This is a genomic window from Streptococcus sp. A69, from assembly GCF_058556195.1.
Window position 1 is genome coordinate 648432 of the sequence record NZ_JBZUJU010000002.1, and the last position, 23186, is coordinate 671617.

Here is a 23186-nt window from a genome sequence, read left to right on the forward strand (position 1 = left end):
CACTAGTGAAATGGTGGTCTGAGCTTTGGTTTTTCTTACTATCTGATAGATTTTTAAGACTTTTTTATGGTATAATAAAATGATATAACTCGTTATTGGATAGAAGAGGAGAGATATGAGTGATTTGAAAGCGATTCAGGCTCGTAGTCTGGAAATGGCTGAATACTTCGTCGCATTTTGTAAAGAACATGATTTGTTATGCTATCTCTGTGGTGGAGGAGCCATTGGCGCCCTTCGTCATAAGGGCTTCATTCCTTGGGATGATGACTTAGATTTTTTCATGCCCCGCAAGGACTATGAAAAATTGGCAGAACTGTGGCCCCGTTATGCAGATGAGCGCTATTTCTTGTCAAAGAGCAAGAAGGATTTTGTAGACCGTAACCTTTTTATCACCATTCGTGACAAGGAAACCACTTGTATCAAGCCTTATCAGAAGGATTTGGATTTGCCACACGGTTTGGCTTTGGATGTTTTACCTTTGGATTATTATCCTAAAAATTCGGCTGAGCGTAAGAAACAGGTTCGTTGGGCTTTGATTTATTCACTCTTTTGCGCCCAAACTATCCCAGAAAAGCATGGTGCTATCATGAAATGGGGAAGTCGCATCTTACTCGGCCTAACTCCAAAATCTCTACGTTATCGCATTTGGAAAAAAGCTGAAAAAGAAATGACCAAGTATGGTCTGGCTGAGAGCGATGGAATCACGGAATTATGCTCAGGTCCCGGCTACATGAGAAACAAATACCCGATCGCATCTTTTGAAGATAATCTTTTCTTGCCATTTGAAGGAACAGAGATGCCCATTCCAGTCGGTTATGATGCCTATCTCAGAACTGCTTTTGGGGACTATATGACACCACCACCAGCGGACAAGCAAGTACCGCATCATGATGCTGTCATAGCTGATATGGATAAGCCTTATACAGAATACAAGGGAGAATATGGAGCATGATGGGAGAAAAAATAAGCGTTATCGTTCCGGTCTACAATGTAGAAGCCTATCTGGAGCGATGTGTGGAGTCGATTCTTCAACAGACTTATGCCCATTTTGAGTTAATCTTAATCAACGATGGTTCTACTGATTCCAGTGGACAGATCTGTGATCGCTTAGCATCTCAGTATGAGAATATCAAGGTTTATCATATCGAAAATGCTGGTGTTTCAAATGCTAGAAATATGGGAATTCAGCTAGCGACGGGTTCTTGGGTTACCTTTATTGATAGCGATGATTTCGTTACCCAGGATTACCTAGCTACTTTAGCAAGTGCAGTTGAAGGGTTGAATGTAGGCTTTGTAATTGCTCCTCTGCACCATATCAAAAACGGCATTGTAACTGATATACCTCCACATTCTGGAAAAACAGAACTCTGGTCAACAGAAGAAACCATGAAGGAACTATTGATGACTACCAGAACGTCATTTTTTCCAGTCGCAAAACTGTTTAAGAGAAACCTGCTTGCGGATGAAAAGTTTAATACAAATTATCATCTAGCTGAAGATGCCCTATTTTTAACTGAATTGCTACTAAAGACAAGATGCAGTAGCGTATTTATTGACAAACCTGTTTATTATTATGATCATCGTGAGGGAAGTGCAACAACATCTGTTAATCAGCATGTGTTTGATACGATAGAAGTTTATCAGCAAATAATCGCTCAAGTTTCGCAAGCCTTTCCTAATTTAAAATACGAATTAATAAACAGAGAATGTTGGTCGTACATCACAGTTTACGATAAAATTATCTTTACTTCACGTGAAGAGTATCAAAAGGAGAAAGCCGAGCTGAGGACTTGGATTGTTCAGCATCGACGCGAAATATGGAAGGATGCTTATTTCACTACTTTTCGCAAGGTAGCGATCCTTTCACTTGTCATTTCTCCATGGCTATATAAGAAAATTGTTGGATTAAAAAACTAATATCATGAGAAGGAGTTGAAAATGAATTTTTCAAAAATGGATGAATACTTTGAAAAATCAAAACTATGGATTGCGTATCTATTTGTTTTCATTTCGATTTTAAGTATGAGTTCACTGGTTTATAAGATAGCAAATCCCCTCTATAAGGGATTGTCAGCGATTGTAGTGCTTTATATTTGCTATACTTTATTGTTTAAGTGGAAAGAAATCACAGTAGATCGTAAATTTCTATCCTTATTTGGACTATTAGCTGGAAGCCATCTGCTATCTGCTATTTTCAATCGCTCGGGACATTTGATTGGAAATGTGATTGAAATTCTCTTCATGGTGACCTATGTTTTACTATTTACCATGTTGCAATCAGGGCAACTTAAAAAATTATTTGACTGGATTGCCTATACGGTTCAAATTGTATCTTTTTCTTCAGCAATTTTTGCGTTTGGTTTATTGGTAAGTAGAGTCCTTATCCTATTTAAGATTGGCGAACAATCTTATTACTATGGTGTCATGAATGGACGTCTGTGGGGAATTGTTAATCCTAATGCTAGTGCGATATTTTCATACATTAGCATTATTTTGGCTATGTATTTGATCCATAAAGGAAGTAAGTATTCTGTTTATCTTAAACTGAACAATGTGATTCAATTAGTTTACTTCGCTACGATGCAAAGTCGAGGAGCCTTACTTTCTTTACTTCTCATGATTGGACTCTATAGTTTCTTTGCTACTAGAGGAAGTATCGTTAAACGATTCCTCACTTTTATAGTTGTTGGTTTGCTGATTACTGCAACTAATATTGGATTAAGCTATGTAACTTCAATCTATATTTCATCTGAAACTACGACTGTCTTAGATTTAAACAAAGGACAATCCTATGCTGAAACAGATTCGTCTGTCGCTAAGAAGAATGGTGAGCTCCATCTGATTGAAACAACACCAAGTGGTAGAACCTATATCTGGAAAAATGCCATCAAGATGGGAAGTACGAAACCAATTTTTGGTTATGGTGTACGAAATGTTCCAGATTACTATACAGAATATTTCAGTAAATTTGAGATTCAAAACTCCCTTATCGGTGGGAATTTCCATAACATTTTTGTGACCATATTTGTCAGTTCGGGAGTTCTAGGCTTAGCATTCTTCTTTCTTATATTGGGATATGTAATCAAGCGCTTTTTAACTTATTTGATTGTTTCCAAGAAAAATACTGATAAATTGATCATGATCCTTTTCTTCGGTATCTTGCTTGGTCAATTATTTGAAAGTCAGATTATGTATTCAACCAACTTTATTAATATCATCTTCTGGCTAGCGATTGGCTATGGACTTGTAGTCTGCAAACAGGATGAAGGAATTCGGTATCAAGAAGTAACAGATGTCAGTGAAATTCAACAGATGGAACTTGGAATCATGGAGTATATTCATGAAGTTTGTCAGAAAATTGGGGTTAAGTATTTCTTAGCATATGGAAGTCTAATTGGTGCTGTTCGCCATCAAGGATTTATCCCTTGGGATGATGACATGGATATCTGCATGTTACGAGAAGATTATGAAAAGTTACAAGACTACCTTATCGCTAACCCTGATGAACGTTACGAGGTCATGTCTTATAAAAATAATCTCAACTATGTCTATCCCTTCATGAAAGTGCAGGATAACCATACCTACTTGTTGGAAGAAGATGTTCGCATCGATTCAAATATGGGGATATATGTAGATATTTTCCCTGTAGATGGCTACGAGGATGACGTAGAATTTAAAAACAAGATGACGAAACTGATAAAGAAACGTCAATTGAGTTGCTACACCTTTAAAGGCATTACTAATACGAAAAGTGTACTGAATTCACTGCTACGCTATGTGTCAGTTATTATTTTCTATTTCACCAATACGAACAAATACGTTGCCCAGATTGAAGAGCTTGCAAAATCCCGTAAAGTCTCAGATTATGAGCAAGTGGATTATCTTATCTACAAAGATATGAACAAACCAGTGTGGAGACGTGAATGGCTGGAACAAGCTACTACTGGAACATTTGAAGGTAAGGAATTTACCATTCCGAAAAATTATCATGAAATTTTGACCTCAGACTACGGAGACTATATGCAATTGCCACCGGTTGAACAAAGAGTATCTCATCATGATTTTAAATTGTGGAAGATTATTAAAAGGTCTAAATGACGAGATTGAAATTAAGAAACGTTTAAAAATATAGTCAAATTTAGGAGAATAAAACCTATGTCTGAAAGAACTTTAACTCTTGAAGAAATCAAACAAGTAGAATTGGATATTTTAAAGTATCTACATGAGCTTTGTGAACAACATCAAATCAAATACTTTATTGATTTTGGAACCTTACTAGGAGCTGTACGCCATAAAGGATTCATCCCTTGGGATGATGATACAGATATTTCCTTAGCGCGTGATGAATTTGAAAAACTGTATAAGGTTTTACAAAATGAAAATCATCCCTACTATAAATTGATTTCATTCAGAGAAACAAAGGGATATCCATACAGTTATATGAGAGTCTATGATGTAAGGACACGTCGAGATGCTAACCTCGTAGACCCAACGGTCGTATTGGGAACTTGCGTTGACATTTTTCCATATGATGGTGTCGTAACACAGGAAAGTGACCGTAAGAAAATGAAACTCTACAAATATTTCGTTCGCCTTTCTTCTTTGAATTTTAAAGGGATCAAGTCTGAGAATGGTGGACTTAAAAACCTCCCTCGTTATATGGGATCAGCTATTTTCCGCTTAACTTCTCCACAGCTATGGAATCAAAAATTAGAGAGTCTTGCTTTGAAGTATAGTGTAGATCAAGCAACAGATCTTACTTGTACTATCTATGACCCTTATTATCCAAATGGTATAAAAAAAGAATGGCTCTATGATTTGATTGATATGCCTTATGAAAACATTGTGGTCAAGGTTCCTAAAAAATACCATGAAATACTTGTCTACGAATTTGGAGAAAACTATATGACTCCACCCCCTATTGAGCAGCAAGTCCCAGGAGGGGATAAAAACTACTGGATTGATTAGATTAGTAAAAGTTGCTTATTGTTAAGATAAAGGAGTTTTCAAGATGAAAAATAAATGGTTATTAAAATCAGTTAGATATAGTGTTCTCGCATTCTTTCTATTACTGATTCAGTTATCGCAAGGAGTAGATGCAGATACTATCTCTGCAGGTTCGGGCAATCGTATCCATTTCATAAATACTAAAGCAAAATCTGGAAGTGATGCCATCCTTCTGGAAAGTAATGGTCATTATGCTTTGATTGATATGGGAGAAGACTATGATTTCCCTGATGGGAGTGACCCACGCTATCCAAGCCGCTGGGGAATTTCCATGAGAAATAATCAAGTATTGGAAGATCGCTTGATTCGCCACCTGGATCAAATAGGTGTAAAAAAATTAGATTTTATTCTAGGAACTCATGTCCATAGTGACCATATTGGTGGAGCGGATGAAATACTCAATCGATATCAAGTCGGTAAGTTTTATTTGAAAAAATATTCAGATGATCGGATCACCTCACACTGGGGACTTTGGGATAATCTTTTTAATTATGATAATGCTTTGAGAGCAGCTCAAAGACGCGGAGTTACTCTTATTCAGAATATTTCAGATGAGGATAGCCATCTAAAATTAGGTGATATGGATATCCAACTCTATAACTATAAGAATGAATATGATGCTGATGGGAATCTGAAAAGAGTTCGAGATGATAACTCCAACTCCATTGTTTCAGTGGTGACTGTGGCAGGAAAGAGAATCTATCTTGGTGGAGATTTGGATAATGCTGAGGGAGCAGAAGATAAGTTAGGTCCAGTTATCGGCAAGGTTGATATGATGAAATGGAACCACCATTATGATGCGACAATTTCAAATACGATTAATTTCCTTGAAAACTTATCACCAAAAATGGTTATTCAGACAACTGGTGGAGATATTAATGTTGCTTCAACCAGAGAATACCTTCAGAAGAAAAATATTCAGGTTCTGCATGCCGCTAGCCAAACTCAAGACGCTACCGTTTTTGATATTAGCGATAAAGGATTTGCTAATGTTTCAAATACCTTCCCTGATATCCCTGTAGTTGACGAAAAATGGTATCAAGAAGATGGTTATTGGAAATATCGTTTGACTGACGGAGAAATGGCTATCGGCTGGAGAGAGATTGGCGGAGCCACTTACTTCTTTAACGGAAAAGGACAAATGCAAGCAGGTCGCTGGCTTCATCTTAACGACGACTGGGGAGAAAATGCCAAAGGGAATGATTACTATCTGAACCAAAATGGTAAAATGCAAACTGGTGGTTGGTTCAAACTAGATGACTCTTGGTATTATATCCAATCAAATGGTGCTAGACGATTTAGCGAGCTCTCTGAAATTGGAGGGAAAAAGTATCTCTTTGCGGCAGATGGGAAGATGCTAACAGGACATCAAGTCTATAATGGCAAGAAGATGTTCTTTAGCGAAAGTGGTGCACTCCAAGCAGCAGGTAAGCCTTCAACTTGGCAAAAGATTGATTCAGATTGGTATTTCTATGATGAGGATGGGCTAAAGACTGTCGGTAAAAAGAATATTAATGGAAGCACGTACTACTTTAATCAAGAAGGTGTCATGCAAACAGGCTGGGCCTTTGTTGATGGTCACTGGAACTATTTTGCAAGTTCTGGAGCTATGAAAACCGGCTGGGTCAAGGATCAGGAAACATGGTATTATTTGGATAAAGATGGCATCATGTTAACTGGAAGCCAAGATATTAATGGTGTCCGTTACTATTTGAATGCCAGTGGTGCCATGCAAACAGGCTGGGCTTTTGTTGATGGTCACTGGAACTATTTTGCAAGTTCTGGAGCTATGAAAACTGGTTGGGTCAAGGATCAGGAAACATGGTATTATTTGGATAAAGATGGCATCATGTTAACTGGAAGCCAAGATATCAATGGTGTCCGTTACTATTTGAATGCCAGTGGTGCCATGCAAACAGGCTGGGCCTTTGTTGATGGTCACTGGAACTATTTTGCAAGTTCTGGAGTTATGAAAACTGGTTGGTTGAAAGATGGTGAAGCTTGGTACTATCTTGAAGGAAAAGAAGGCATTATGCTGGTCGGCCTTCATCAAGTAGATGGTAAGCAATATTACTTTAGCAAATCTGGTGCCATGCAAACTGGCTGGAAATGGTCTGATAATCATTACCGTTACTTTGAATCAAATGGAGCCATGAAAATTGGTTGGATAAAAGACAAAGGCGTTTGGTATTATCTAAATCCTGAAGATGGTATCATGTTGGTTGGTCTTCATAAAGTAAATGGTGATCATTATTACTTTGATGAATCAGGAGCTATGCAAACGGGTTGGAAACAGCTTGATGGTAATTGGTACTATTTCCAAGCTGATGGTTCTTTATTGAAGAACGCAACAACACCTGATGGTTATAAAGTAAACGAAGAAGGTATCTGGAAACAGGCTGTTGCTGCTGTAAATAGCGAGGCAGTTAAGCCAGAACAGAAACAAGAATCTAATTCCTCTATTGTTGAACAACCTAAACAAGATTCAAACCTAGAAGCCAACGCTTCTGAAAAGAAGGAAAAAGAATAAAGAAGAAATCCCCTACTGCCAACTAATTTATCAGTAGGGGATTTTTAATTTCGTTTTAATTTAGCAAGTACAAGGTTCAGTGCATAGTGGAGTGTTTTGTCTTTGGCGATAAAGAGGGTCAAGAGATAATAGATACCACAAGTTGCTACGGTGGAAAGAACCATGAGAATCATATTGAAGTTTACTGTGTAGGAATTGATTTGGAAAATCATTTTGAAAATATAGAAGATTGGGATAAAACCAAGGGATATGAGGCTATAACGTGTTAAGGTTATAAAAATTTCTTTTAAACTAATCAGTTGATGTTTCTTGATAAAATGAATTTCAAGTAAAACTACGATAGTTTCTGCGATAATGGTCGTAGCGATGTAATACTCAGGTGCAAAAATATTATTGAAATACAAGATGCTATTTAATAGTATATTGGCGCCACCACCGAGGAAGTAAAAGGCAGTTAAGCGATTTTCATGGTCGTTGATAAAGATAATCTGTTTACCAAGAATCAATTCAATAGCCCAGATGATGGTACGAAAAGCGAAGACGCTAGTTACGATACCCGCTTCAAGATATTTTTCAGAAGAATAAATAACAGTTGCGTACCGTCCCAATATCATAATCCCGATACTAGTTGGAACCATAAGGAAATAGAATAAGGATGCCGCTTGATTCACGAGATAATTATAGGACTTGTAATCCTTTTTACCGAGATAGTAGCCAAGGCGCGGAATACTGACGTTGATAGCTCCACTCAAGACACTGGCAATCAACATGACGATACTATAGGCAATTGTATAATAAGAAATGTAGTTTTCATCTGGTCCCTTGGTGATAAACATTCTATCTAGCAAGGTATAAAGCATATTAGCGTTTGCTAAGAGAAGCATAGTAAAGAGTGGTTTAGAAGCTTTAGCTAATTCGACGAAACCAATCTTAACAAAAGAAACTTCTCTCTTAATCCAAAGAAAACTGAGCAGGTAGTTGAGGATAGTGGTCGCTGTCATAACGATAGCATAAGGAACGATATCATCTGCCGTTTTAACAAAGGCGAAGATAGCGACCAGCATGGTAATTCGAATAATTAATGTTTTATAGAGGATGAAGGCATAATTTTCATAAGCCTCGTTCATCCATTCGATATTGAGAAATTGGAAGAGTGCTTGGGCCCCTAGGATATAGTAGAGGACTTTCAGATTCTCAATGCTGGTGTCAAAGAAGATAATGAGGAAGTAGATACCAGTGGTCAGGAGAGAGGTAAAAACAGAGATATAAAACAACTTAGAAAAGACGTAGTTGATTTTATTCTTGTCATCCTTGACCTTACTGATAGCTCGAATCCCGTAGTTGTATATTCCAAAGGCAGCTAGTGGAATAACAAAGCTAGCCCAGGTATTGGCCGTATTGAAATAACCGTAGTTGGATTTGCTGAGAATCCGCGTCAGATAAGGATTGGTTATCAGTGGAAAAACGATATTGAGAATATTGACCAGCAAGCTGGCCAAGGCATTTACTTTTATATTTTTCATTGAACTTTCTTTCTTAAATCTAAAATCATATCTAGTATTATATCACATTCTCGCTTCATTCTTTTGATAAAATCGTAAAAATCTAGTATAATAGATAGACTGAAAGTATGAGGTTACTAGATATGAAGATGAAACAAATTAGTGATACAACACTGAAAATCACGATGACTTTAGATGATTTGATGGATAGAGGAATGGAGATTGCAGACTTTCTCGTTCCTCAGGAAAAAACCGAAGAGTTTTTCTATGCTATTTTAGATGAGTTAGAGATGCCAGACAATTTCTTGGATAGTGGTATGCTGAGTTTCCGCGTGACGCCAAAACCTGATAAGGTGGACGTCTTTGTGACCAAATCCAAGATTGACCAAACTCTGGATTTTGAAGATTTGGCGGACCTACCTGACATGGAAGAATTGGCCCAAATGTCGCCAGATGAATTTCTCAAGACTCTAGAAAAGAGTATCGCAGAGAAAACCAAGGACGATATTGAGGCCATCCAATCTCTAGAGCAGGTTGAAGCAAAGGAAGAAGAGCAAGAGCAGGCAGACAAGGAGACGGAGAATAGGAAAGAACCTTATATCTACTATATCCTGCGCTTTGCAAGCCTTGCTGACTTAGTTGCTTTTGCAAAGACGGTTAACTACCAGATGGAAACCTCTGAACTCTATAAGATGAATGGGCACTACTATTTGACAATCTTAGTCGATGTAGAAAATCATCCTAGTCCATATCCGGCCTGGCTCTTGGCTCGTATGCGTGAATTTGCAGACGACAGTGACATCAGTCGTTCAGTCTTGCAAGAGTATGGGCAAATATTGATTAACCATGACGCAGTTCTCGGTCTGCAAAAGATTCGTTCATAATTTTTAAAATCAATTTTCATTTATCAAGAAAGACGAATCATGGGATTCGTTTTTTCTTTTCTAGATCGAAATAGTGATTTACTATAATAGGAATTTTCACAAAATTCTGTTATAATGGCTATATCAGAAAATTTCTAGGAGACAAACATGACAGTTAAAATTGCTTTACTTGGATTTGGTACCGTTGCAAGTGGTGTGCCATTCCTACTAAAGGAAAATGGAGAAAAAATCGTTCAGTCAGCTCATTCAGAGATTGAAGTAGCCAAGGTATTGGTCAAGGATGAAGATGAAAAGAACCGCTTGCTTGCAGCAGGAAATGACTTTAACTTTGTAACCAATGTAGATGATATTTTGTCAGATCAAGACATTACAATCGTAGTGGAATTGATGGGACGTATCGAACCAGCTAAAACCTTTATCACTCGTGCCTTAGAAGCTGGGAAACACGTTGTTACTGCTAACAAGGACCTTTTGGCTGTTCATGGTGCAGAATTGTTAGAAATCGCTAAAGAGCATAATGTAGCACTTTACTATGAAGCAGCAGTAGCTGGTGGGATTCCAATTCTTCGTACTTTGGCAAATTCGTTGGCTTCTGACAAAATTACGCGCGTTCTTGGTGTCGTTAACGGAACTTCTAACTTTATGATGACCAAAATGGTCGAAGAAGGCTGGTCTTATGATGATGCTTTGGCTGAAGCTCAAAGACTTGGATTTGCAGAAAGTGACCCAACAAATGACGTGGATGGGATTGACGCAGCTTATAAGATGGTGATTTTGAGCCAATTTGCCTTTGGCATGAAGGTTGCCTTTGACGATGTAGCCCACAAGGGAATCCGCAACATCACACCAGAAGACGTAGCTGTTGCCCAAAACCTCGGCTATGTAGTGAAATTGGTAGGTTCTATCGAGGAAACTCCTTCAGGTATTGCTGCGGAAGTAACTCCAACCTTCCTTCCTAAAGCCCATCCACTTGCCAGTGTGAATGGGGTAATGAACGCTGTTTTTGTAGAATCTATTGGTATCGGTGAGTCTATGTACTACGGACCAGGTGCTGGTCAAAAACCAACTGCAACAAGTGTTGTAGCGGACATTGTCCGTATCGTTCGTCGCTTGAATGATGGCACCATTGGCAAAGACTTCAACGAATATAGCCGTGAACTTGTCTTGGCAAATCCAGAAGATGTCAAAGCCAATTATTACTTCTCAATCTTGGCGCCAGACTCAAAAGGTCAGGTCTTGAAATTGGCTGAAATCTTTAATGCTCAAGATATTTCCTTCAAGCAAATCCTCCAAGATGGCAAAGAGGGTGACAAGGCACGTGTAGTGATTATCACTCATAAGATCAATAAAGCACAACTTGAGAATGTTTCAGCTGAGTTGGCCACAGCTTCAGAATTTGACCTCTTGAATACCTTCAAGGTGTTAGGAGAATAGGATGAAGATTATTGTACCTGCAACCAGTGCCAATATCGGGCCAGGTTTTGATTCGGTCGGTGTAGCTGTTACCAAGTATCTTCAAATTGAGGTCTGTGAAGAACGAGATGAGTGGCTGATTGAACACCAGATTGGCAAATGGATTCCCCATGACGAGCGTAATCTTTTGCTTAAGATTGCCTTGCAAATTGCGCCTGATTTGCAACCGAGACGCTTGAAAATGATCAGTGATGTTCCCCTGGCGCGTGGTTTAGGTTCTTCTAGCTCGGTTATCGTTGCTGGGATTGAACTGGCCAACCAACTGGCCAAGCTCAACTTATCTGACCATGACAAATTGCAGCTGGCGACCAAGATTGAAGGACATCCTGACAATGTGGCTCCAGCTATTTATGGTAAACTCGTTATTGCAAGTTCCGTTGAAGGGCAAGTCTCTGCTATCGTAGCAGACTTCCCAGAATGTGATTTCCTAGCCTACATTCCAAACTATGAATTGCGTACTCGAGACAGTCGTGGTGTCTTGCCTAAAAAATTGCCCTACAAGGAAGCAGTTGCAGCTAGTTCTATCGCAAATGTTGCTGTTGCAGCCTTGTTAGCAGGAGATATGGTGACAGCTGGACAAGCAATCGAGGGGGACCTCTTCCACGAGCGTTATCGTCAAAGTCTGGTCCGTGAATTTGCGACGATTAAGCAAGTAGCTAAAGAGAATGGGGCCTATGCGACCTATCTCTCTGGAGCAGGGCCGACAGTTATGGTCTTGGCTTCTCATGACAAGATGCCGGCGATTAAGGCAGAATTGCAAAAGCAGTCTTTCAAAGGCAAACTGCATGATTTGAATGTTGATACCCAAGGTGTCCGTGTCGAAACAAAGTAAAGAATAGAAGATAGGATGGGGAAACTCTTGACCAGAGGGCTTCCTATCCTTTTTTTGAAAAGAAGTTTATACTCAATGAAAATCAAAGAGCAAACTAGGAAGCTAGCCGCAGGTTGCTCAAAACATGGTTTTGAGGTTGTAGATGAAACTGACGAAGTTAGCTCAAAATACTGTTTTGAGGTTGCAGATGTAAGCTGACGTGGTTTGAAGAGATTTTCGAAGAGTATTAGTTAAAAACTTGATAAAGGAGAAATAAAGATGGCAGAAATTTATCTAGCAGGTGGTTGTTTTTGGGGTTTAGAGGAATATTTTTCCCGAATTTCGGGAGTGCTAGCTACCAGTGTAGGCTACGCTAATGGGCAAGTCGAAACAACCAATTACCAGCTGCTCAAGGAAACAGACCATGCAGAGACTGTTCAAGTAATTTATGATGAGAAGGCAGTGTCACTTAGAGAAATTTTACTTTATTATTTCCGTGTTATTGATCCCTTGTCTATTAACCAACAAGGGAATGACCGTGGTCGCCAATATCGAACGGGGATCTATTATCAGGATGAAGCAGACTTGCCAGCTATCTACACAGTGGTGCAGGAGCAGGAGCGTATGCTGGGTCGAAAGATTGCAGTAGAAGTGGAGAAACTTCGCCACTACATTTTGGCTGAAGACTACCACCAAGACTATCTCAAGAAAAATCCTTCAGGTTATTGTCATATCGATGTGACCGATGCTGAGAAGCCATTGATTGACGCATCTAACTATGAAAAGCCTAGTCAAGAGGTGTTAAAGGAAAGTTTAACTGAAGAGTCTTACCGTGTTACGCAAGAAGCTGCTACAGAGGCTCCATTTAGTAATGCTTATGACCAGACCTTTGAAGAAGGGATTTATGTAGACATCACGACGGGTGAACCGCTTTTTTTCGCTAAGGATAAGTTTGCCTCAGGTTGTGGTTGGCCAAGTTTTAGTCGTCCGATTTCTAAGGAATTGATTCACTATTACAAAGATCTGAGTCATGGAATGGAGCGAATCGAGGTTCGTTCTCGGTCAGGAAATGCTCACTTGGGTCATGTTTTCACAGATGGACCTCAGGAATTAGGTGGCCTGCGTTACTGTATTAATTCTGCATCTTTGCGTTTTGTAGCTAAGGATGAGATGGAAAAAGCAGGATATGGCTATCTATTACCTTACTTAAACAAATAAAACTGAGAGGGTGGGGCTTCCCACTTTCTTCATTTCCAGAATAAGAATAGAAGGGATTTATGAAACACTTACTATCTTACTTCAAACCCTACATCAAAGAGTCGATTCTAGCACCCCTGTTCAAGCTGCTAGAAGCTGTTTTTGAACTCTTGGTTCCCATGGTGATTGCTGGGATTGTTGACCAGTCCTTGCCCCAGAGAGATCAGGGACACCTCTGGATGCAGATTGGCCTGCTCCTTATCTTTGCAGTGATTGGCGTTTTAGTGGCCTTGATAGCCCAGTTTTACTCAGCCAAGGCAGCGGTTGGATTCGCCAAGGAACTGACAGATGACCTTTATCGTCATATTCTTTCCTTACCCAAGGATAGCAGAGATCGTCTGACAACTTCTAGCTTGGTGACTCGCTTGACTTCGGATACCTACCAGATACAGACTGGTATCAATCAATTCCTGCGCCTCTTTTTGCGAGCGCCTATTATCGTCTTTGGGGCTATCTTTATGGCCTATCGCATCTCGGCTGAGCTAACTTTCTGGTTTTTAGTTATGGTTGTCATTTTGACGATTGTCATTGTCGGTCTCTCTCGACTGGTCAATCCTCTCTACAGTAGTCTCAGAAAGAAGACGGATCAGCTGGTTCAGGAAACACGCCAGCAATTGCAAGGGATGCGAGTTATTCGTGCTTTTGGTCAAGAAAAACGAGAGTTACAGATTTTTCAAACCCTTAACCAAGTTTATGCTAGATTACAAGAAAAGACAGGTTTCTGGTCTAGTTTGTTAACACCTCTGACCTATCTGATTGTCAATGGAACTCTTCTCGTCATCATCTGGCAGGGCTATATTTTTATACAAGGAGGTTTACTCAGTCAAGGTGCTCTCATTGCCCTTATCAACTATCTCTTGCAGATTTTGGTGGAATTGGTCAAACTAGCTATGCTGATCAATTCTCTCAACCAGTCTTATATCTCAGCTAAACGAATCGAGGAAGTTTTTACCGAAGCTCCAGAAGATATTTTTTCAGAATTAGAACAAAAACAAGCTACCGGTGATCGGGTTTTGCAAGTCAAAGAATTGACTTTTACCTATCCTGATGCGGCCCAGCCTTCTCTAAGAAACATTTCCTTTGATATGAATCAAGGGCAGATCCTTGGTATCATCGGGGGAACTGGTTCTGGTAAATCAAGCTTGGTGCAAGTCTTACTAGGTCTTTATCCGGCAGACAAGGGAAGTATTGACCTTTATCGAAATGGACGTAGTCCTCGTAATCTTGAGCAATGGCGGTCTTGGATTGCCTATGTGCCCCAAAAGGTCGAACTCTTTAAGGGAACTATTCGTTCCAACTTGACTTTGGGTTTCAATCGAGAAGTGTCTGACCAGCAACTCTGGCAGGCCTTGGAGATTGCGCAAGCTAAGGATTTTGTCAGTGAAAAGGAAGGACTCTTGGATGCCCTGGTTGAGGCAGGAGGTCGAAATTTCTCAGGTGGACAAAAACAAAGGCTGTCTATCGCACGTGCAGTCTTGCGCCAAGCTCCATTTCTCATCTTAGATGATGCGACCTCGGCCCTCGACACCATTACCGAGTCCAAGCTCTTGAAAGCTATTAGAGAAAATCTGCCAAATACGAGCTTAATCTTGATTTCTCAACGGACTTCGACACTTCAGATGGCTGACCAGATTCTCCTCTTGGAAAAAGGTGAGCTCCTAGCTGTTGGTAAGCACGAGGAATTGATGAAGACTAGCCAAGTCTATCGCGAAATCAATGCATCCCAACATGGAAAGGAGGACTAGCATGAAACGACAAACCGCAAACCAGACGCTCAAACGTTTGGCCATAGATTTAGCAAGCCATCCCTTCCTCCTTTTCCTAGCCTTTCTAGGAACTATTGCCCAAGTTGCTTTATCGATCTACCTACCTATCTTGATTGGGCAGGTCATTGACCAGGTCCTAGTAGCTGATTCTTCACCAGTTTTTTGGCAGATTTTCATTCAGATGATCTTGGTAGTCATAGGAAATACTCTGGTACAATGGGCCAATCCTCTTCTTTATAATCGTCTAATCTTCTCTTATACCAGAGACTTGCGAGAGCGAATTATCCATAAGCTCCATCGTTTACCGATTGCTTTTGTGGATCGGCAGGGCAGTGGAGAGATGGTCAGTCGTGTGACCACAGACATAGAACAGTTGGCAGCTGGTTTGACCATGATTTTCAATCAATTTTTCATTGGTGTTTTGATGATTTTGGTTAGTATTCTAGCCATGATCCAAATTCACCTTCTCATGACCCTCTTGGTCTTGCTGTTGACGCCCCTGTCCATGGTGATTTCACGCTTTATTGCCAAACGCTCCTATCATCTCTTCCAGAAGCAAACAGGGACCAGGGGGATTCAGACTCAGTTGATTGAAGAATCGCTTAGCCAGCAGACTATTATCCAGTCCTTCAATGCTCAGACAGAGTTTATTCAAAGACTGCACGAGGCGAATGCCAACTACTCAGGCTATTCTCAGTCAGCCATCTTTTATTCCTCAACGGTTAATCCTTCAACTCGCTTTGTCAATGCGCTCATTTATGCTCTTCTAGCTGGAGTAGGAGCTTATCGTATCATGATGGGTTCAACCTTGACCATTGGGCGTTTAGTAACTTTTTTGAACTATGTTCAGCAGTATACCAAGCCCTTTAACGATATTTCTTCAGTGCTAGCTGAGTTGCAAAGTGCTCTCGCTTGCGCAGAACGCATCTATGCTGTCTTAGAAAGTCCAGAGGTGGCTGAAACAGGTAAGGAAGTCTTGACCAGTGACCAAGTTAAGGGAGCCATTTCCTTTAAGCATGTTTCTTTTGGATACAATCCTGAAAGGATCTTGATTAAGGATTTGTCTATCGATATCCCAGCTGGTAGCAAGGTAGCCATCGTTGGTCCGACAGGTGCTGGTAAGTCAACTCTTATCAATCTCCTCATGCGTTTTTATCCTATTAACTCGGGAGATATCTTGTTAGATGGGCAATCCATTTATGATTATACCCGAGCGTCATTGAGACAGCAGTTTGGGATGGTGCTCCAAGAAACCTGGCTCAAGCAAGGAACCATTCATGACAATATTGCCTTTGGAAATCCTGACGCCAGTCGGGAGCAGGTGATTGCTGCCGCAAAAGCAGCCAATGCAGACTTTTTCATCCAACAGTTGCCACAGGGATACGATACTAAGTTGGAAAATGCAGGAGAATCCCTCTCTGTTGGGCAAGCCCAGCTCTTAACTATCGCCCGAGTCTTTCTAGCTATCCCAAAGATTCTTATCTTAGACGAGGCAACTTCCTCCATCGATACACGGACAGAAGTGCTGGTCCAGGATGCCTTTGCCAAACTCATGAAGGGGCGCACAAGCTTTATCATTGCTCACCGTTTGTCAACCATTCAGGATGCGGATTTGATTCTTGTCTTGGTAGATGGTGACATTGTTGAGCATGGTAACCATCAGGATCTCATGGCTAGAAAGGGCAAGTATTACCAAATGCAAAAAGCTTCAGCTTTTAGCTCTGAATAATCCTTTCTATTTTGCAATATTATGGAAAAAAAGTTGCCTTCGGGTGACTTTTTTGTTACAATAGCTAGAAAAATTATTCACTGTAAATTGTCTTATAGAAAAGGAGCCTAGAATGAAAGTCTATCAGCATGTAAATATCGTGACTTGTGACAAAGATTTCCATGTTTATTTGGATGGTGTCTTAGCCGTTAAGGACTCCCAAATTGTCTATGTCGGTCAAGAGGAGCTAGAGATTTTAGAGCAAGCTGAGCAGATTATAGACTATCAGGGAGCCTGGATCATGCCTGGTTTGGTCAATTGCCATACCCATTCAGCTATGACAGGCTTGAGAGGGATCAGAGATGATAGCAATCTCCATGAATGGCTCAATGACTATATCTGGCCAGCAGAAGCAGGCTTTACTCCTGACATGACTACCAAGGCGGTCAAAGAGGCTCTGACAGAGATGCTCCAGTCAGGAACAACAACCTTCAATGATATGTATAATCCCAATGGTGTGGATATTGAAAGAATTTATCAGGCAGTCAAGGCATCTAAGATGCGTTGTTATTTCTCACCGACCCTCTTTTCTTCAGAGACAGAAACGACTGCTGAGACTATAAGCAGAACACGATCCATTATAGAAGAAATCTTAGAATATAAAAATCCAAATTTCAAGGTTATGGTAGCACCCCATTCTCCATACAGTTGTAATCAAGACTTGCTGCAAGCGAGTTTAGACATGGCAAAAGAGCTGAATATTCCTATCCATATCCATGTAGCGGAGACCAAGGAGGAATCAGGAATTATCCTCAAACGATACGGTAAACGCCCCCTCGCCTTTCTAGAAGAACTAGGTTACTTAGATCATCCGTCTGTCTTTGCTCACGGGGTTGAACTAAACGAGAGAGAAATTGAACGCTTGGCAACTTCTCATGTGGCTATCGCCCACAATCCTATCAGTAATCTAAAACTGGCCTCAGGAATCGCTCCAATCATCCAACTCCAAAAAGCAGGAGTAGCAGTGGGAATTGCGACTGACTCGGTTGCTTCCAATAATAATCTAGATATGTTTGAGGAAGGACGGACCGCAGCTCGCTTACAGAAAATGAAGAGTGGAGATGCCAGCCAGTTTCCAATCGAGACAGCCCTTAAGGCACTGACAATCGAAGGGGCTAAGGTTCTAGGAATGGAAAAGCAGATAGGAAGTCTAGAAGTCGGCAAGCAGGCAGATTTTCTGGTTATTCAACCTAAGGGAAAAATCCATCTTCAACCTCAGGAAAATATGCTTTCTCACCTCGTATACGCAGTTAAATCCAGTGATGTTGATGATGTCTATATTGCAGGAGAGCAGGTTGTCAAGCAAGGCAAAGTTTTGACAGTAGAAATTTAAAAAAATTTTAAAAAAGTTTGCAAAAATCTTGCATTCTTTTTTTGTCTATGCTATACTTATATACGGTTTGAAAAAACTGCCTAAGACAGTAGGGGAGCTCGACTCGTAAAGATCCTACCGAGGACAAAACGTATCATGTAAAAAGAAGCGTATTGTACTTTCGTGTCTAGGTTTGGGCGCGTTTTTCTTTTGAAAAAATTCCCCAAGCAAAATAATTACGGAGGTGAACACACTAATGAGTGAAGCAATTATTGCTAAAAAAGCGGAACTAGTTGACGTGGTAGCTGAAAAAATGAAAGCTGCTGCATCTATCGTCGTTGTAGACGCTCGTGGTTTGACAGTTGATCAAGATACAGTTCTTCGTCGTGAGCTTCGTGGAAGCGAAGTTGAGTATAAAGTTATTAAAAACTCAATCTTGCGTCGTGCAGCTGAAAAAGCTGGTCTTGAAGAACTTGCATCAGTATTTGTTGGACCATCTGCAGTAGCATTTTCTAACGAAGATGTTATCGCACCAGCGAAAATCTTGAACGATTTTGCTAAAAACGCTGAAGCACTTGAAATCAAAGGTGGTGCAATCGAAGGCGCTGTCGCATCTAAAGAAGAAATCGTTGCTCTTGCAACTCTTCCAAACCGCGAAGGACTTCTTTCTATGCTCCTTTCTGTACTTCAAGCACCAGTGCGCAACGTTGCTTTTGCAGTCAAAGCGGTTGCAGAAAGCAAAGAAGACGCAGCTTAATCTTAAGCTACGCAGTGTAGCCTAGCTACGAAAAAAACTATTATAAAATTTAAAACTTATTTGGAGGAAATAACAATGGCATTGAACATTGAGAACATTATTACTGAAATTAAAGAAGCTTCAATCCTTGAATTGAACGACCTTGTAAAAGCTATCGAAGAAGAATTTGGTGTAACTGCAGCTGCTCCTGTAGCTGTAGCTGCAGCTGGTGCTGCTGACGCTGGTGCTGCTAAAGACTCATTTGACGTTGAATTGACAGCTGCTGGTGACAAAAAAGTTGGCGTTATCAAAGCTGTACGTGAAATCACTGGTCTTGGACTTAAAGAAGCTAAAGAACTTGTTGATGGTGCACCAGGTGTTATCAAAGAAGGCGTTCCAACTGCAGAGGCTGAAGAAATCAAAGCTAAATTGGAAGAAGCTGGAGCTTCAGTTACTCTTAAATAATAGAGCAACTACATTAGTAGCTTAAAAACATGATTAAACCGCTATTCTTGGGAGTAGCGGTTTTTCTTTTTGTTCGCGAGGGGGCAAAAAAGGGGCAAACTATTATATAGTTTATCTAGGAGACAAACAACTTTTGAATAATAGGCTTTCCATAAAAAATGATCCAAGTTTTTACTCTTCAGGATTTATTTTCTTTCTAGTATCATCATTCCTATTAACAGTAGAAAAGTAAGTTTTTAATTTGTTTATACTCCGGATATTATAATCTCAGTATTAAAGCACTTTATTGAAGGTAATTCTCGAACGGTTTGAGGTAATTTCAATAAAATTTTAAAAGATATTTAAATTTAGTCTTGACCCTGACCTTGGGTAAGGGATTATACTAATAGTAGATAAGAAAGGAGATTACTATGAAAATCAATATGATTCGTTCAGATAAAGTTTATCAAGAGATGTTAGAGCTACCCTTAGAAAAGAGAGAAGGTTGTTTTCGAGCCAAAATATTAGCACCTTTTGCAACAAAATATCAAACGCAACACATTCCTCTGAAAGCGAAGTATCCTGGAGGATTTGATGCCTTGTTCCTGCTTGGCTTTATGAATCAGTTGCCCGCAACTCTCTCAGAAAAGGATAGACCAGCTATCGACGCTCTGAGCTCTGATCAACTCTGGCAGGACTGCCAGGAAACAATCAAGAGGAGTATCGGTCTTTTTAAGCAAGCTGGCTATGATTTAGAGGTTGAGGATTACCATTTTACTATTTTATTGGGCAACCCTGAAAAGGCCATGTTACAGCTCAATAAGGGTTATAGCGGAGATGGTGGAATTCCAGGTTACCTCATGCTTAGTCTGCTACCAAATGACTATACTTTGCCACGTGTGCAAGCGGCACTGGCCCACGAGTGCAATCATAATGTCCGCTTCCAATTTATCAAATGGAACCAGCAGACGACATTAGCAGACTGGGTAGTCAGTGAAGGCTTGGCAGAGTCTTTTGCAGCTGAGCTCTATGGCAAAGATCTCATTGGGCCTTGGGTTACTTCAATCAGTCCAGAGCAGTTAGAAGAGATTAAGCCCATCATCTCAAGTCGTCTTCAGCTAACAGGGATGGCGGAAATGGCTCCTTATCTTTACGGTGATGAAATAGCTGAGATACAGGGTCAGATACCAGTCGGTATGCCCTATGCTGCAGGCTATGCCTATGGCTATCATCTGATACAAGCTTATCTGAAAAAGACTGGTAAGAGCATTATTGAGGCTACAGTAACACCGACAGAAGAGATTTTAGCAGCGACAAAAGACTTTTGGAAATGACACTTTTGCTTGCAAATCTGCCAAAACTTGATATAATGAAAGTAGTTTTTGGAGGTGGCTATATGCACTATAAAAGAGTTGAATTAAAAGTCACAAATCAAGGTATCCATGAGTGCAAGATTTTTCAAGGTGTTAAGATTTTTAGTCGCAGTAAATTGTCCAAAGATCAGAAAAGCATTCTGACGCAGAAGATTTACCTGACACCGAAGCAAAATATTGTTTACTATCAACGAACAGATATCAATTATGACCAGAATTGGCAACATCATAAGGACTATTACGAATTAGTTTATGGTCAGTTGGACAGAGAGATTGTCTTTAAGGTTTGTCAAGATTTTGACGAACTAAGTCCTTTTCTGGAAAATGAGCTGCTTGAGAAGCTAAAAGAAAAGCAGTCAACAGGCAAATTTTTTGAAAAGTTAGATATATAAAAATCCGGCTGCTTTTATAGGCAGTCGGATTTCTTTGAGTTCTAGTTTGATAATCTTTCATAAGGGAAAATAGCTCTATTTTTATCATGAACAGCTCACTTAGTTAGAAGTTTTGGAAACAGTATAGTTGAAATCTATGAAGAATAAGTGTATAATCAAGAAAAATGATTGAGTGCTCACTCAATTTTGTAGATGTGTAAAGGAGTTCATACAATGGTTGTTCAAGCAATACAATATAGTCGTTTCGGTGATGAAGAAGTGTTAGATTTAGTGAACATTAAATCTGACGCTTTGAAAGTGAATCAAGTTAGGATAGAAGTTCATGCTGTTGGTTTAAATCCTATTGATTATAAGACTTTTGAAGGTGCAAAGCCACTGCGATTTCTATCTTTTATGACAAAACTAAGGAAGCCAAGTCGTTGGTTTGAGTCAAAATCATCTCTTTTTCCAAGAGGTGTTGGTCGGGATTTTGCTGGAGTTATCATAGAAATTGGTGAAAGAGTAAATAGATTTGCAGTAGGGGATAAGGTTTTTGGAACAATGATCAGTGACCCTGGATTGGGAACCAAGAGGGGAGCTTTGGCAACAGAAATTTGTGTCAATGAATCGGAAATCGTATCGAAACCAGATATGATTGATATGAACCATGCAGCTACTATGGGTGTAGCCTCTCTAACAGTGGGAGGTGCTTTTAGAAAGATTGAGCTAAACTCTAAAGATATTGTAGTGATTTCAGCAGCGGCAGGTGGTATTGGAAGTATTGCAGTACAGTATGCAGTTGCTAAGGGTGCAACAGTTATCGGAATTGCAAGTAAGAAGAATTCAGATTATCTGAAGTCTTTAGGTGCTATACCGGTAGCCTACGAAGAGAACATCCAGAATGCTCTTCTATCAGCAAGTGCAAAGCCAATTACAAAATTCTTGGATTGCTATGGAAGTGATTATGTTAAATTGGCTTTCAGTTTGGGATTGAAGGGCACGGCTATTGGAACGCTAGTACCTTCACCATATGTTATGATAAGAGGAGCTCAGTTCACGGGTCCGAGACATTCCACATATGATGATTTTAGAGTTCTAGCGGAAATGGTCTCAGATGGGAAGGTTCGGCTGAATATTGACCAGGTTTATGATTTTTCTCTAAAGTCTGTTAGAGAGGCATATCGTAGTCTGAAGTCGGGACACACTCGAGGTAAGAAAGTTGTAAAAGTAAGAGAGTAGCAGAGAGGGGCTAGCAATGGATAGTTTAGAACAAAAGTATGCTCAGACATTAGAAAATAGCAACTTGAGTTTAAAACAACGTCAAGTATTATTATCAAGTCTAAAGCTATTTTCAGAAATTAGCTTTGAAAATACAACAGCCAGCCTTATTGCTAAGGAGGCTGGAGTTTCAGAAGGGACCGTTTTTAGTTACTTTAAGACCAAGGAAGGCATCTTAGAGGCTATTCTGTCAACTTTTCTCGAACAGGTTATTCCAGATGTAATTGCTGATTTTTCTGAGAAGAAATTTACAGCAAACCAAGAGTCTTTTCCACTATTTTTAAGAAGTATTGTTCGAGATAGACTAGTTTTCATTCAGGAGAATCAAATGCAAGTTAAAATTCTCTTGAGTCGTTCTTTTATTGATAAAACTATTTCTGACCAGTTAGGGAATGTTATTGTTCGCTCTATCATTAAGCCAATTAGTCCAGTTCTGAATAAGTTTAAAGAAAATGGTGTTATCCGAGATTGGTCAAATGAAAGAATTGTTCGTTATATTCTAGCTTTGAGTCTTTCTTATGCTCTTCCAATGATGTTGAATGATAATGAGGACCTAGACATAGATGAAGCAGTAAATGAAATAGTTGAATGCCTGTCTTTTGCCTTAGTAGAGGTAAAATAAATCTTGATTTTAAGTTTACTATTTTAAATGGTGAGCTTTTTTGAAGCCAACA

19 protein-coding genes and 1 other annotated feature are annotated in these 23186 nt (G+C 39.8%); of the genes, 18 read left to right on the plus strand and 1 reads right to left on the minus strand.

Going from position 1 to position 23186, the window contains the following annotated elements; genetic code table 11:
* Positions 1–115: 115 nt before the first annotated feature.
* From AC4ME5_RS07210 to AC4ME5_RS07230, 5 genes are read left to right on the plus strand one after another with little or no spacing between them, the layout of a single operon-like run.
* Positions 116–952, plus strand: a complete 837-nt coding sequence (locus tag AC4ME5_RS07210; protein ID WP_007520258.1) for a LicD family protein — start codon at positions 116–118, stop codon at positions 950–952.
* Entirely contained in the window at positions 949–1917 is a 969-nt protein-coding gene (locus tag AC4ME5_RS07215; protein WP_096421979.1) for a glycosyltransferase family 2 protein, read from the plus strand. Before AC4ME5_RS07210 ends, AC4ME5_RS07215 begins: the two co-directional genes overlap by 4 nt.
* A gap of 21 nt (positions 1918–1938) precedes the next feature.
* Positions 1939–4098: an O-antigen ligase family protein gene (locus tag AC4ME5_RS07220; protein ID WP_491800416.1), complete on the plus strand. Its 2160-nt coding sequence runs from the start codon at positions 1939–1941 to the stop codon at positions 4096–4098.
* Positions 4099–4155: 57 nt separating this feature from the next.
* Entirely contained in the window at positions 4156–4968 is an 813-nt protein-coding gene (locus AC4ME5_RS07225) for a LicD family protein (RefSeq protein ID WP_084920604.1), read from the plus strand.
* 43 nt (positions 4969–5011) lie between these two features.
* On the plus strand, positions 5012–7537 hold the full coding sequence (locus AC4ME5_RS07230) for an MBL fold metallo-hydrolase (protein ID WP_491800417.1): 2526 nt from the start codon (positions 5012–5014) through the stop codon (positions 7535–7537).
* 44 nt (positions 7538–7581) lie between these two features.
* Here the strand turns inward: AC4ME5_RS07230 and AC4ME5_RS07235 are convergent, their stop codons facing one another.
* A complete protein-coding gene (locus AC4ME5_RS07235) occupies positions 7582–9060 on the minus strand; it encodes an oligosaccharide flippase family protein (RefSeq protein WP_491800418.1) in 1479 nt (492 codons plus the stop codon).
* A gap of 122 nt (positions 9061–9182) precedes the next feature.
* Between AC4ME5_RS07235 and mecA the strand changes: the two genes are divergently transcribed.
* The 13 genes from mecA to AC4ME5_RS07300 all read left to right on the plus strand — a co-directional run bounded on the left by mecA (position 9183) and on the right by AC4ME5_RS07300 (position 23134).
* Positions 9183–9923 (plus strand): adaptor protein MecA, encoded by a 741-nt coding sequence (gene mecA / locus AC4ME5_RS07240; protein ID WP_491800436.1) that lies wholly within the window; start codon positions 9183–9185, stop codon positions 9921–9923.
* A gap of 147 nt (positions 9924–10070) precedes the next feature.
* Complete coding sequence (locus tag AC4ME5_RS07245; RefSeq protein WP_491800419.1) at positions 10071–11357, plus strand: homoserine dehydrogenase; 1287 nt, start codon at positions 10071–10073, stop codon at positions 11355–11357.
* Between the two features lies 1 nt (position 11358).
* Positions 11359–12228: a homoserine kinase gene (gene thrB, locus AC4ME5_RS07250; protein ID WP_167265416.1), complete on the plus strand. Its 870-nt coding sequence runs from the start codon at positions 11359–11361 to the stop codon at positions 12226–12228.
* 258 nt (positions 12229–12486) lie between these two features.
* A complete protein-coding gene (gene msrB / locus AC4ME5_RS07255; protein WP_084939121.1) occupies positions 12487–13425 on the plus strand; it encodes a peptide-methionine (R)-S-oxide reductase MsrB in 939 nt (312 codons plus the stop codon).
* A gap of 59 nt (positions 13426–13484) precedes the next feature.
* Positions 13485–15209, plus strand: coding sequence for an ABC transporter ATP-binding protein (locus tag AC4ME5_RS07260; RefSeq protein ID WP_491800420.1), 1725 nt, complete (start codon positions 13485–13487; stop codon positions 15207–15209).
* A gap of 1 nt (position 15210) precedes the next feature.
* Positions 15211–16959, plus strand: a complete 1749-nt coding sequence (locus tag AC4ME5_RS07265; protein ID WP_491800421.1) for an ABC transporter ATP-binding protein — start codon at positions 15211–15213, stop codon at positions 16957–16959.
* A 112-nt stretch (positions 16960–17071) separates the two neighbouring features.
* Positions 17072–18331: a TRZ/ATZ family protein gene (locus AC4ME5_RS07270; RefSeq protein ID WP_491800422.1), complete on the plus strand. Its 1260-nt coding sequence runs from the start codon at positions 17072–17074 to the stop codon at positions 18329–18331.
* A 61-nt stretch (positions 18332–18392) separates the two neighbouring features.
* Positions 18393–18528, plus strand: a sequence feature (ribosomal protein L10 leader region).
* A 38-nt stretch (positions 18529–18566) separates the two neighbouring features.
* Positions 18567–19067 carry a 50S ribosomal protein L10 gene (gene rplJ / locus AC4ME5_RS07275; RefSeq protein WP_045617357.1) on the plus strand — a complete coding sequence of 167 codons (501 nt, stop codon included), beginning with the start codon at positions 18567–18569 and terminating at the stop codon, positions 19065–19067.
* Positions 19068–19142: 75 nt separating this feature from the next.
* Complete coding sequence (rplL, locus tag AC4ME5_RS07280) at positions 19143–19511, plus strand: 50S ribosomal protein L7/L12 (protein ID WP_096421995.1); 369 nt, start codon at positions 19143–19145, stop codon at positions 19509–19511.
* Between the two features lie 410 nt (positions 19512–19921).
* Positions 19922–20824: a DUF2268 domain-containing putative Zn-dependent protease gene (locus tag AC4ME5_RS07285; RefSeq protein WP_007522243.1), complete on the plus strand. Its 903-nt coding sequence runs from the start codon at positions 19922–19924 to the stop codon at positions 20822–20824.
* Between the two features lie 62 nt (positions 20825–20886).
* Entirely contained in the window at positions 20887–21255 is a 369-nt protein-coding gene (locus AC4ME5_RS07290) for an EXLDI protein (RefSeq protein WP_045617978.1), read from the plus strand.
* A gap of 213 nt (positions 21256–21468) precedes the next feature.
* Positions 21469–22473: an NADP-dependent oxidoreductase gene (locus AC4ME5_RS07295; protein WP_491800423.1), complete on the plus strand. Its 1005-nt coding sequence runs from the start codon at positions 21469–21471 to the stop codon at positions 22471–22473.
* 16 nt (positions 22474–22489) lie between these two features.
* The gene (locus AC4ME5_RS07300) at positions 22490–23134 is read left to right on the plus strand and encodes a TetR/AcrR family transcriptional regulator (RefSeq protein ID WP_491800424.1); all 645 of its coding nucleotides are present in this window, start codon (positions 22490–22492) and stop codon (positions 23132–23134) included.
* Positions 23135–23186 lie beyond the last annotated feature (52 nt).